12 protein-coding genes are annotated in these 12,278 nt (G+C 42.5%); all 12 read right to left on the bottom strand.

Annotation, left to right across the window (positions count from 1 at the left end; all coding sequences use genetic code 11):
* Positions 1–8: 8 nt before the first annotated feature.
* The 12 genes from O7C57_RS16280 to O7C57_RS16225 all read right to left on the bottom strand — a co-directional run bounded on the left by O7C57_RS16280 (position 9) and on the right by O7C57_RS16225 (position 12,014).
* Positions 9–335, bottom strand: coding sequence for a hypothetical protein (locus O7C57_RS16280; RefSeq protein WP_154635628.1), 327 nt, complete (start codon positions 333–335; stop codon positions 9–11).
* Positions 336–787: 452 nt separating this feature from the next.
* On the bottom strand, positions 788–1,675 hold the full coding sequence (gene hpaA, locus O7C57_RS16275; protein WP_154623382.1) for a 4-hydroxyphenylacetate catabolism regulatory protein HpaA: 888 nt from the start codon (positions 1,673–1,675) through the stop codon (positions 788–790).
* Between the two features lie 76 nt (positions 1,676–1,751).
* Positions 1,752–3,122, bottom strand: coding sequence for a 4-hydroxyphenylacetate permease (gene hpaX / locus O7C57_RS16270; RefSeq protein WP_154623383.1), 1,371 nt, complete (start codon positions 3,120–3,122; stop codon positions 1,752–1,754).
* A gap of 199 nt (positions 3,123–3,321) precedes the next feature.
* The gene (gene hpaI, locus O7C57_RS16265) at positions 3,322–4,128 is read right to left on the bottom strand and encodes a 4-hydroxy-2-oxoheptanedioate aldolase (RefSeq protein WP_163860738.1); all 807 of its coding nucleotides are present in this window, start codon (positions 4,126–4,128) and stop codon (positions 3,322–3,324) included.
* A gap of 9 nt (positions 4,129–4,137) precedes the next feature.
* Complete coding sequence (hpaH, locus tag O7C57_RS16260; RefSeq protein ID WP_154623384.1) at positions 4,138–4,941, bottom strand: 2-oxo-hept-4-ene-1,7-dioate hydratase; 804 nt, start codon at positions 4,939–4,941, stop codon at positions 4,138–4,140.
* 103 nt (positions 4,942–5,044) lie between these two features.
* On the bottom strand, positions 5,045–6,511 hold the full coding sequence (locus O7C57_RS16255; RefSeq protein ID WP_269723345.1) for an NAD-dependent succinate-semialdehyde dehydrogenase: 1,467 nt from the start codon (positions 6,509–6,511) through the stop codon (positions 5,045–5,047).
* Positions 6,508–7,734 carry a Bcr/CflA family multidrug efflux MFS transporter gene (locus O7C57_RS16250; protein WP_154623386.1) on the bottom strand — a complete coding sequence of 409 codons (1,227 nt, stop codon included), beginning with the start codon at positions 7,732–7,734 and terminating at the stop codon, positions 6,508–6,510. Before O7C57_RS16250 ends, O7C57_RS16255 begins: the two co-directional genes overlap by 4 nt.
* 9 nt (positions 7,735–7,743) lie before the next feature.
* The gene (locus O7C57_RS16245; protein WP_154623387.1) at positions 7,744–8,124 is read right to left on the bottom strand and encodes a 5-carboxymethyl-2-hydroxymuconate Delta-isomerase; all 381 of its coding nucleotides are present in this window, start codon (positions 8,122–8,124) and stop codon (positions 7,744–7,746) included.
* A 9-nt stretch (positions 8,125–8,133) separates the two neighbouring features.
* Positions 8,134–9,015: a 3,4-dihydroxyphenylacetate 2,3-dioxygenase gene (hpaD, locus tag O7C57_RS16240; RefSeq protein ID WP_154623388.1), complete on the bottom strand. Its 882-nt coding sequence runs from the start codon at positions 9,013–9,015 to the stop codon at positions 8,134–8,136.
* Positions 9,016–9,152: 137 nt separating this feature from the next.
* Positions 9,153–10,619, bottom strand: coding sequence for a 5-carboxymethyl-2-hydroxymuconate semialdehyde dehydrogenase (gene hpaE, locus O7C57_RS16235; RefSeq protein ID WP_154623389.1), 1,467 nt, complete (start codon positions 10,617–10,619; stop codon positions 9,153–9,155).
* Positions 10,612–11,385: a fumarylacetoacetate hydrolase family protein gene (locus tag O7C57_RS16230; RefSeq protein WP_154623390.1), complete on the bottom strand. Its 774-nt coding sequence runs from the start codon at positions 11,383–11,385 to the stop codon at positions 10,612–10,614. The genes hpaE and O7C57_RS16230 overlap by 8 nt, the downstream gene beginning before the upstream one ends.
* Positions 11,385–12,014 (bottom strand): fumarylacetoacetate hydrolase family protein, encoded by a 630-nt coding sequence (locus tag O7C57_RS16225; RefSeq protein WP_154623391.1) that lies wholly within the window; start codon positions 12,012–12,014, stop codon positions 11,385–11,387. The genes O7C57_RS16230 and O7C57_RS16225 overlap by 1 nt, the downstream gene beginning before the upstream one ends.
* Positions 12,015–12,278: the final 264 nt, after the last annotated feature.

Genomic DNA, 12,278 nt, shown 5'->3' with positions numbered 1-12,278 from the left:
AATGTCTTTTATTTCTTGCTAATGCTTGAAAAAAGGTCACTAAGAATAACTATTCGCTCAAGGTGTGGCTCTGATGCTACAGGATTATGATAATAGTTATGCTTATAATCCATAAAGTGATCAAGTTCAGGTTGTGCGGACTGATTGCTATCTGTTTTTTCTTGAGTAAGAGATGTGGCTTCCTCTTTTATATTCTCAGATAATACAGGTTCTTTTTTTGTCGTTATATTTGATAATGTTTTCTCATTGTTGGAATGATTTTTCTCCTCTATTTCAAGAAAGGCGAAATTATCCATTTTAAGTTGGCGGCTTAATGAATTTAGATCATCGTACATAGTTAACCTTACCCTAAAAATAACCAAAGCAATTACTCATTTAATGGATGATTTTTACCATGGTCTTTTAGGTAAATCATCTTATTTTGATATAATATTTAGTTATAATATTGGATAAATTGCTTTGATTGATAATATGTAAACAATCTATAGAGATACATTATAGAATTCGGAGACTTGATTTTTAAATATGATGTAATTGTGAAATTTGGATAAATAGTATTTATTGGTTCTTTTAAAATCAATAGCTATTTTGAATAAATAAAATAGCTGAAAATATATATTGAAAAAATCTAAATTATGATTTATATACGACAATAATTGATAATTTAATATTAGATTAATTATTAATCATCTTTGATTGTTTTTATGACGATATATATAAAATGAAAATATCAAGATTTTTTTGTTATAGACAATCTATCTTTCTCGTTTGTTAAGTCATGGATTGGCTAATGAATGTTTTTATCACGCCATTGGCTTGGTGAATCACCCACTAAGCGATTAAAGAAACGCGCAAAGTAGGCGGGATCTTTAAAGCCTAATTGGTAAGCAATTTCTGATACAGGACTGTCACAAAATAATAGCATGCGTTTCGCTTCTCGTAATATGCGGTCAAAAATTAATCGCTTAGGCGGTCGGTTAGCGAATCGCCGACACATATCTTTGAGTCGAGACTCGGTAACACCGAGTTTATTTGCGTATTCAGGAATAGAAAGATGCTCATGGTAGTGTGAGTCAATGAGTTGATTGAAACGTTGAAAGAGATGATGCTCTCCTCTCACTCCACTGATAGGGTGATCGTCAAGTGGGATCGAACGTAAGAGAAAAGTAAATAAAGCTTGTGCTAAAGAGGATAAGACTTGGTCTCGGCCTGCGTAACTATTTGCGGATTCGCGAGCCATCAATGCCCAGTAATGACGAAAAGTTTCTAGATCATCCGGTTTATCAGCAACAGATAAACAAATCGCTGGTATTGCAACGATATCTGGATTTGCGGGGTAGAGGGACTCTAATAATGGCGTTATTAGATCTTGCCTAACAGTAAGCACATGTCCGTCAGTATCTTCTTGAGTAAAAAAAGCATGGGGTACAGAAGGGGGCGTGAGAATAAATAATGGTGCTTGAACAGAATAACGTTGTTCATCAAGCTGTAATGTAATATGACCTGTTTCCAGATAATGGAGTTGGAAAAAGCCATCATGTCGGTGAGCTTGCATATCGCGGCCAAAAAACGCCGCCATATTACCGAATGTTTGGTAATGAACATCATCATTCCCTTGTGTCTCATCATAATCTTTGCTGATATCGATATTAGTTATTAATGATGACACGACCATGTTCTCCCATTGTTCTGTTCAATTAGAGCCGCACGGTATCATCGCGCGGCTCTAATCTTTTTCGTTATCTTAAATATTAAGGTGTTGCTCTAGGGCGTGAATTTTTCATTGGTATCAATACTACCAGTATAGCTCCGATTACCAGTAAACCCGCGACAAAATAGAGTCCGGAGTTGAAGCTACCTGTTTGATCCTTCAACCAACCGATTAAGAGTGGGCTAACCGCGGAACCAATATTACCTGTCGCGTTAATAACGGCAATACCAACAGCACGCGCGCGTAAACTAATAGATTGATCTGGGGTTGTCCAGAATACCGCCATAGCTGTAAATGACCCCGTCGATGCCATGATGATACCAATAAGTTGAATGACGGGATGATGTGTTAAGGCTGCCAATACCCAACCTGCTGCGGCAAATAGGTAAGGAAGTGCCGTGTGCATTTTACGCTCTTGTAACCTATCAGAGCGCCGACTCCAATAAATCATTCCCAATATGGTACAGAACTGAGGAATCGCAGTAAGTAAGCCGATCATGGCATTACTACTACCTTCGTTAAAGCTCTGCATAATTTGTGGCGTCCAGATATTAATTGCGCTGAGTGTATTCGTCAGGCAGAAATAAGCCACAGTGTACATCAGAACGACAGGCGTAAAAATCTCTCTCCATAAGCTTTTATTTTGCAATGCAGTATGGCTTTTTGAACCATGTGGTTGGATAAGCTCTAACTTATCTTGTTCCATCATCTCTTGGAGGCTTTCTTTGTCTTCTTTGGTCAACCATTTGGCTTTTTCTGGTGAATCATCCAGATAGAACCAAACAAGTACACCTAAGATGACAGATGGGAAACCTTCTAGTAGGAACAGCCACTGCCAGCCTTTGAGGTCAAAGATGCCATCCATTTCGAGAATATAGCCAGATGCAAGGGAGCCAAATGCCATTGTGACAGGCATTGCGACCATGAATAAAGCGTTCGCTCGCGCACGGAAGTAAGCAGGGAACCAGTAGGTTAGATAGACCAGAATACCCGGTAAGAAGCCTGCTTCAGCCACCCCTACTAGCATTCGTAGGATATAGAGACTTGTCGGTCCGGTTGCAAACATGGTGGCTGTTGATGCGATCCCCCACAGCACCATAATGGTTGCGATCCAACGACGTGCACCGACAATACCCAACATAATATTACTTGGGATGCCAAATATGACATAGGTTGCATAAAACAGTGTGGCTGCAAGACCAAACATGGTGGATGTTAGGCCAATATCTTTCCCCATGGTTAAGCCAGCAAAACCAATATTAATACGATCGAGGAAAGAGAAAACAAAGAGTACGAATAAAAATACAATCAATCGACGGAATAACTTTTTAATAACGCGTTGTTGTGGCTCAGTCAAATTCTTATGCTGCTCAGCAGGGTTTGGTTCAGCAACGTTGGATAATTTGCTCATTTGTAAATCCCTCATTTATATGCATTTTATGCTGTTATGGGTACAAAAGGCTCTGAGGCAGCCATTAAATATGTCTGCCCTGTCGGCACATTGGTTGTTAATGTTGTTTTTCTTATGCCATTTATTGTGTATTTGTAGGGTAATAAAAATTACATCAATAAAATGACATAAGAAGTCTTTACTACTGTATTAGCACTCATTAATACACGCTTGGTGTATTGGATGTAACCTCAGTAACGGTATTGCCAAAGCGAGCTGCGAGTGCTTCTGCACCACGAGCTAACAATGTTGTATCAACACCCACCGCAACAAATAGTGCACCTAATTTTAAATAATGTTCAGCAACATCAGGTGCTGCCATTAAAATACCGGGTGCAATGCCCGCTGCGCGAATTTGTACGATCGCTTTTTCGATCACAGCTTTAACATCAGGGTGGTTTGGATTACCTGAATAGCCCATATCAGCGCTAAGATCAGCAGGGCCGATAAAGACACCATCAATGCCTTCAACTTGCAAAATTTCTGACAGGTTATTGATCGCTTCACGAGTTTCAACCTGTACAATGACGCACATCTCATCATTGGCACGTTGCAGGTAATCAGGAATACGATTCCAGCGAGATGCCCGTGCTAAAGCACTGCCAACGCCACGGATCCCAGCAGGCGGGTAGCGTGTTGCACGCACAGCTTGCTTGGCTTGCTCCGCATTCTGTACCATTGGCAGTAATAACGTCTGTGCACCAATATCTAATAGCTGTTTAATGATCACCGGATCATTCCAAGGCGGACGAACGACCGGTTGTGATGGATAAGGGGCAATCGCTTGTAACTGAGTTAAGATGGTTTGCACATTATTAGGTGCGTGTTCACCATCAATCAGCAGCCAGTCGAAGCCAGCTCCCGCAACAAGCTCTGCACTGTATGAACTGCATAATCCCAGCCATAAGCCAATTTGTGGTCGACCTTCTTTTAGGGCATGTTTAAATGAATTTTGTAGGATATCCACGGTATCTCCTTAGACAAATCGGCAACTAACAGAACCCATCACACCATAATCCACATGAAATACATCCCCTTTACGAGCAGGCACTGGGCGAGTAAATGAACCACCTAGAATGATTTGTCCTGCTTCAAGTTGCACATTATGCGGAGCCAATTTATTCGCCAGCCAAGCCACACCATTTGCTGGATGGTTCAGTACTGCGGCAGCGACACCGGATTCTTCAATGACACCGTTACGATAGAGTAACGCGCTGATCCAACGTAAATCGAGATCACGTGGTTTGATCGGTCTGCCCCCTAAGATGACCGCGGCATTTGCTGCGTTATCTGAGATCGTATCAAACACTTTGCGTGGGCGTTTTGTTTCAGGGTCAATACCATGGCAGCGAGCATCAATCAGCTCCAGGGCCGGTATGACATAGTCTGTGGCGTTATAAACATCAAACAGCGTACAATTGGGTCCACTTAATGGTTTCGCTAAAACGAAAGCTAATTCAACCTCAATACGTGGAACAATAAAGCGATCGGTTGGAATTTCACAGCCATCGTCAAAAAACATATCATCAAGAAGTGCACCGTAGTCTGGCTCATCAATCTGAGAGCTAGCCTGCATCGCTTTAGATGTTAAGCCGATTTTATGGCCTTTTAGAGAACGTCCTTCAGCGATTTTTAAGCCAACCCACTCACGTTGAATCGCATAAGCATCTTCAATCGTTATTTGTGGGTGATCCAATGATATCTGACGGATCTGTTCACGTGTTTTCTCAGCCTGATTAAGTCGCTGTGCAACTTGCGATATGATATCTTTTTGTAACATGCGAGTATTGCTCCTGTTGAACTCTGCTTACCACGCAAGCAATGTAGGGCGCTTTCTAACCCGCACTGCCCTTATGGCAGTGCGGTAATCTGTCAAAATTCAATTAGTTAGTCGACAGCCCACCAAAGCAGAGATATTTCACTTCCAGATAGTCTTCAATTCCGTAACGTGAACCTTCACGCCCCAGTCCTGACTGCTTAATGCCACCAAATGGGGCAACTTCATTTGAAATAATGCCTTCATTAATACCGACCATGCCGCTTTCCAGTGCTTCTGCAACACGGTAGATACGGCCGATATCTCTAGAATAGAAATAAGAGGCTAGGCCAAATTCGGTATCATTTGCTAAATCAATAGCGTCTTGCTCATCGCGGAACTTAAACAATGGTGCTAAAGGCCCAAAAGTTTCTTCTTTGGCGACGACCATGGCTTCAGTGACATCAGCTAATACAGTGGGTTCAAAGAATAAACCGCCTAGTGATGCCGGTTTTCCGCCTGTGAGTACACGAGCACCTTTCGAGACCGCATCGGCAATGTGTTCAGTCACCTTATCGACAGCCGCTTGATTAATCAGAGGGCCTTGCTGTGAATCGGCTTGAGTGGCTGGGCCTATTTTCAGCTCATTGACAGCTTTTGCGAGGCGTTTGGCAAACTCATCATAAATGCCTTCTTGGACTAAGATACGGTTAGCACAGACACAAGTTTGTCCACTATTACGGAATTTAGCGGCTAACGCGCCTTGTACAGCGGCATCTAGATCAGCGTCATCAAAGACAATGAAAGGCGCATTTCCACCGAGTTCTAATGAAAGTTTTTTGACGGTATCGGCACATTGTGCCATCAACAACTTACCTACGCGGGTTGAACCCGTGAACGTTAATTTGCGAACGATTGGACTGGATGTCAAAACCCCACCAATGGCTTTTGCATCAGTACCAGGAACAATATTAAACACCCCAGCAGGGATACCGGCTTCCTCACCGAGTGCAGCTAGCGCTAATGCAGATAACGGTGTTTCAGCGGCAGGTTTAAGTACCATAGTACAACCCGCTGCCAGTGCTGGGCCGACTTTACGAGTGATCATGGCATTTGGGAAGTTCCATGGCGTTATCGCGGCGACCACACCAACGGGTTGTTTAATCGTGACTAAACGGCGACCGGGTAGTGGTGATGGAATGGTTTCACCATAAACGCGTTTACCTTCCTCAGCGAACCATTCAATAAAGCTTGCACCATAGGCAATTTCACCCATTGATTCAGTGAGGGATTTGCCTTGCTCCCAGCTAAGTAATTCAGCAAGTTCTTTTTGATTATCCATCATCAATTGGAACCATTTATTCAGAATTTGGCTACGTTCTTTGGCGCTTTTAGCTCGCCATGCTGGCAGGGCTTTTTCAGCGGCATCAATGGCTTGTTGGGTTTCCGCTGCGCCTACATTACTGACTTTTGCAATGATTTCACCGTTTGCTGGGTTAGTGACATCGAATTGGCTATTATCGCTGGCATTAACCCATTGACCGTTGATGTAAGCCTGCTGGCGGAATAAGGTAGAATTGACATTAATACTCATTTTTCTTTTTTCTCCGAAGGCACTGATATTAACTGTGAGCGGACATTTTTGGCCGAAAAACGTTGGCTTGTGAAACTTAATCCGGCACAGACAGCCATAACCAGCGCCATAGCAAATGGGGATTCATCCTGTAGAACAGAAACAGCAACACTCGCTAGCGCCGCCAATGCAAATTGTATTGAAATAGCAAGAGCACTGGCGCTGCCAGCAATCTTTCCTCGATGCTGCAATAACAGTGACAAACTGTTTGTACCGATAGCATTCACCATCGATAAGAACAGCACGACCAGAATAACAATAATAGGCAGGCTTTGCTGGTAGAAAATGAGTAGAAATAACCCAAACAGCAATTGAGCTCCACTTTGTAGACAGAGTATGCGAGTTAAACTGTAAACCTTGAGTAATCTTACATTCAGCAGTAATACCGCTATCATGCCGAGAATATTACAGCCAAATAATAAGCCGTAATGCTGTTCCGAGACCCCAAAATAATTAATATAGACAAAAGGGGATCCACTAATAAAAGCGAACATGCCTGCAAAAGAGAAAGCCATAGTGCCAATAATGCTTAGCGCTTCTCTGTCACTCAGCACTTGCGCATAATTATGGAATGCAACGCGGAGTAAGTTTTGAGATGCCTCTTGATGCGGCAGTGTTTCAGGGAGTAAGAAAAAAATACAACAAGTGGAACAAAGTCCTATCAGCGCAAGAAGATAGAAGATCACTTGCCATTGATAGTGAATTAATAAAAAACCACCGAGTAGCGGCGCTAGCAGCGGGGCGATCATGGTGACTAGCGTCATCAGCGACAAGACTTTAGGGAGTTCAGCCGTAGGATAAACATCTCTTGCGATCGCTCGAGCCATGACAATGGCGGCTCCACTTCCAAAGGCTTGTAATGCACGGAATGCAATTAAGGTATTAGCCGATGAAGCTTGCGCACAGAGTAAACTCGCGAGTGTAAAAATAATGAGGCCACTTAACAGCATCTTACGACGACCGAGAAGATCACTGAGTGGCCCATAAAACAGCATACCAATACAGAAGCCTGCAAAAAAAGCGCCGAGCGTATATTGCATCTGTCCTTGAGTCGCATGGAGATCATTCCCCATTTGTGGTAATGCGGGCAGATACATATCTATCGATAATGGTCCAAATGCTACTAATGAACCTAATAATGGAATTAAGTAGCGAGGAATCTGTCTATCGAACGCAGCTGGCATCATGCTTCCTTATTTAAAGAGAGCGTGAACATTGTTTTGTTTGTAATTCAAAACAGGATCAAGCTCTTCCATAGTCAATGACAAAGCAAGATATCTCTCATTCATAAGCTGAGCGAAGTGCTCTTTGATGAGTGAAAATAACATCTGGCCTGTTTTCTCTCGATCTTCAAGTGAACGTCCAGCGCCAATCTTGAGTGTCATATGGACGAAAGCGTAGTCATGCTGACCATCGGCCATCTGCCAAGTATCTAACCAAATAGCACGGCTACGGATCCCGCCTAAAGGGAAAATACCTGTTCCAGCTAATGCACTGTTTACCTTAGCAAATAGCTCAGGTAGATTGGCTTGATCACGAATATTGTCTGTACATTCAGCAATAAAATGCGGCATGATCACTCCTTACGCATTCGCTTCTTGTTTATCAGTGATATAACTTGGCAGAGGGAATATGGCATTGATTTGCCCAGTTCCTGAACTTGCAAACAAATCAGTTAACACTTCCACTTTTTCAGCGTATTTATCCCAGCCCAGCATGCCCAATAGCATTACGGTATCGTGCATATGGCCTTCGCCATAACAGTAGTCGGCATATTCAGGCAACATTTTGCAGAACTCTTCAAAACGGCCTTCACGCCATAATTTGACAACGCGCTTATCCATCTGCTCATCAAATTCACGGGTATAATTATTCATGCCTTCTTCTGCACGATGGTCATCAATAAAACGATGGGATAGTGAACCACTCGCAAATACTGCAACAGTACCATCATATTTTTCGATGGCAGTGAGTACCGCTTCACCTAACTTACGGCTGGATTCAAAACTATGGGAGGTACAAAAGGCAGAAATAGAGATCACTTTAAAATGACGATCGCTATTCATATAACGCATAGGAACTAACGTTGCATATTCCAATGTTAAGCTTGGAATTTCATGTGATTGAGCACGAACACCTAATTTACGCGCCTCTTCACCGATCATACGTCCGAGCTCTGAGTTACCATCGTACTCATATTCCATATCGCGAATGAAATGAGGGAGCTCATTACTGGTGTAAATCCCTTTAAAGTGATCAGCACAGTTAATATGGTAAGCGCTGTTTACTAACCAGTGAGTATCAAAAACAATAATAGTATCAACACCAAGTTCGCGGCAACGACGGCTGATTTCTTTGTGACCATCAATAGCGGATTGACGGCAGCCGTGGTGTTTGCCGGGTAATTCTGACAAGTACATGGATGGAACATGTGTTATTTTTGCCGCAAGTGCTAATTTACCCATAAGTTTTTACCTCCCCCGTCGTATTTCGAGCTGTAGCAAAAAAATGAATTTGCATAACTACAGCTCGAACTATTTAGGGCACAAGTTAAATTAAATATTTATTATTGAATTACCAATAATTTAATTATCTCAATGAATTAAACACCCCAACGAGGAATATTATGATCCCCGAAGGAAATACAAACGTTCTTCATTTCTGCAAAAACTTCAAAGCTATATTCACCGCCTTCACGGCCTACACCTGAGGCTTTAACGCCACCAAATGGTTGACGCAGGTCACGTACGTTTTGGGTATTAACAAACACCATACCGGCTTCAATGCTGCGAGATAAACGTAAGATCTTGCTGACATCTTGTGTCCAAATATAAGAGGCTAAGCCATACTCAACATCATTAGCCATGCGTAAACCGTCTTCTTCTGACTTGAATGGAATTAAGCAAGCGACAGGGCCAAATATTTCTTCTTGAGCAACACGCATACGGTTATCGACATCGGCCAATACAGTAGGTCGTAAGAAATTCCCATTTTTCAGATGAGCAGGTAGATCGGTTGGCTTATCTGGGCCTCCTGCTAATAAGGTTGCACCTTCTTCCACGCCAAGACGGATATAGCCAGAAACCTTGTTCCAATGCTGTTCGCTGATCAGTGCACCCACTTGAGTTTTGGGATCGGTAGGGTCACCAACGATAAGGCGGTTAGCGCGCTCTGCAAAACGTTTAACAAATTCTGGATAGATACTTTCTTGGATAAAGATACGTGAGCCAGCAGTACAGCGTTCACCATTAATTGAGAAAATGGTAAATAGGGCAGCATCGAGTGCACGTTCGATATCAGCATCTTCAAATACGAGAACAGGAGATTTACCACCCAGTTCCATGGAGTATTTTTTCAGACCCGCATTTTGCATAATTAAACGGCCTGTCGCTGTGCCACCAGTGAAGGAAACAGCACGAACATCATGGTGTTTGACCAACGCATCACCGGCAGTGCTGCCATAGCCTTGTACCACGTTAAGTACGCCAGCAGGAATACCCGCTTCTAGTGCTAATTCACCCAAACGGTTTGCAGATAAAGGTGATAGCTCCGACATTTTCAGAACGGCGGTATTCCCTAAAGCTAAGCAAGGTGCGGTTTTCCATGTGGCCGTCATAAATGGCACGTTCCATGGTGAAATTAATGCACATACACCGACAGGTTGAATCAGCGTGTAGTTCATCATTTTATCGTCAACAGGATAGGTGCGACCGTTCATCTGTTGGCAAACTTCAGCAAAAAATTCAAAGTTATGTGAAGCTCGTGGGATCAATACGTTCTTAGTCTGATGAATTGGTAGACCTGTATCCTGTGTTTCCATTTCTGCAATTTCAGGTACGTTTTGATCGATTAATTCACCTAAGCGGCGCATTAAGCGAGCGCGCTCTTTCATCGGCGTATTAGCCCATTTAGGGAATGCTTCTTTGGCGGCAGCAACGGCTTGATTGATTTCATCTTGTCCACCTGAAGCAACTTCTGCTAGTACTTCACCTGTTGCTGGGTTGGTGGTTTCGAAATAGTCTTTGCTGGCAACATTTTTGCCATTAATCCAATGATTAATCTTAGTCATTACAACGTTCCTCATATTCTTTCTCGCTGACAATATAATTAATCAGCCGGCCTACACCCTCAACTTCAACGATCACTTCATCACCAGGCACAACATCGGAAAGTCCTTTTGGCGTTCCTGTTGCTATCATGTCACCCGGTTGCAGTGTCATAAAATCACTTAGGTAGGAAATTAAAAATGGAATATTGAAAATGAGATCAGCCGTCGTCCCTTTTTGACGCAGTTCTCCATTAACATAGGTATAAAGCGCAAGATTGTGCGGATCTTTAATCTGATCTTTGTCGATAACCCATGGTCCAATTGGCGTTAAAGTGTCACGACTCTTGACGCGAAGATTTGGACGGTAGTAGTTTTCTAAATAGTCACGGATCGCATAGTCGTTACACACGGTATAGCCTGCAACATAATCCATCGCGTCTTCTTGCGATACCTTATGTGCCGCTTTGCCAATCACGACAACGAGTTCTGATTCGTAGTGCATGTATTCGACATTATCAGGGCGAACTGAGACTTGACGGTGACCTGTTAACGTATTGTCTGCTTTGATAAAAATGAGTGGCTCTTCAGGTGGCTTAAAGTCTAATTCAGTCGCATGGTCAGCATAATTCAGGCCAAGAGCGAACAGTGTTCCTCTGACCGGTGGTAGCCATTCAACATGTGCGTCATCACCTGCAATGACTTGGCCATTGGGTAATGTGATCTCTTCATTATCGCCAACAGTGACTGAATACTCAGTACCTTGATAACGGATTTTAGCATGCTTCATTATTGTCCTCCCGCCGCGACAACTTTATTGCGTAAGCTTGGAAAGCCCTCTGCTTGAACAGTAACTTCATCACCTGGTTGGATAGTGATACGTTGATGAGGGGTTCCCATCAGAATCACATCACCTTCTTTTAAAGTTGCAAATTCGCTGAGTGCGGCAACTAATTCACTGGCATCGCGAACGAGATCTTTGGTTGACCAACGATCGGCTTCTTTACCATTGATAAGCGTGATGATGTCTATTGGTGCTGCTAAAGCGGTTTGAATCATTTCCCCAATAGGGCAGAAACTATCACAGCATTTTGCTTTGATAGCTGGGCGATAAAATGACTCCTCTGGGAGACTAACTTCGTTCGCTAGCGCAAAGCCTGCAATATAATTTTTGGCTTCAGATTGACTGACTTTACGTGCATTTTTACCAATAATGAGTGCCAGTGTTGCACCACTTTGCACCACTTCACCCGCAGGATGTAAAATATTATCCCCTGAGTTAATTCGAGTATTACGCGGTTTTATAAACCACACCGGTGTTTTTGGTGGGGTTTTATAAGGGGCTTGCCCGAATGCCTCATGCCAGTGTTCCACTTGGCTTTGATGATTGAGGGCAACGGCAAAAACGGTGCCTTTCATTGACAACTCCTTATTAGAAAAACAAAGATTTTGAATGATTGTTAATATATTAATAATGTATTAATTTGGAATTGGCAATAGGTGAACTGAATTGTTAATTTTAATTGTGATCTCTTTAACATATTCGGATTTTTTTCATGTAACCCTTTAATATTCAGGGTTTTGATATTTTTTTTGATTTTTTATTGTAACTTTTTATTAACTTTTTGTGAGTAAGGTGGATTATTTACTCATTAATATTTTAGGGTTTTTCTTTGTGATTGT

The organism is Providencia sp. 21OH12SH02B-Prov (assembly GCF_027362595.1).
In the GTDB taxonomy this organism is placed as follows: Bacteria; Pseudomonadota; Gammaproteobacteria; order Enterobacterales; family Enterobacteriaceae; genus Providencia; species Providencia zhejiangensis.
This window is presented reverse-complemented; position numbering and strand designations above follow the sequence as displayed.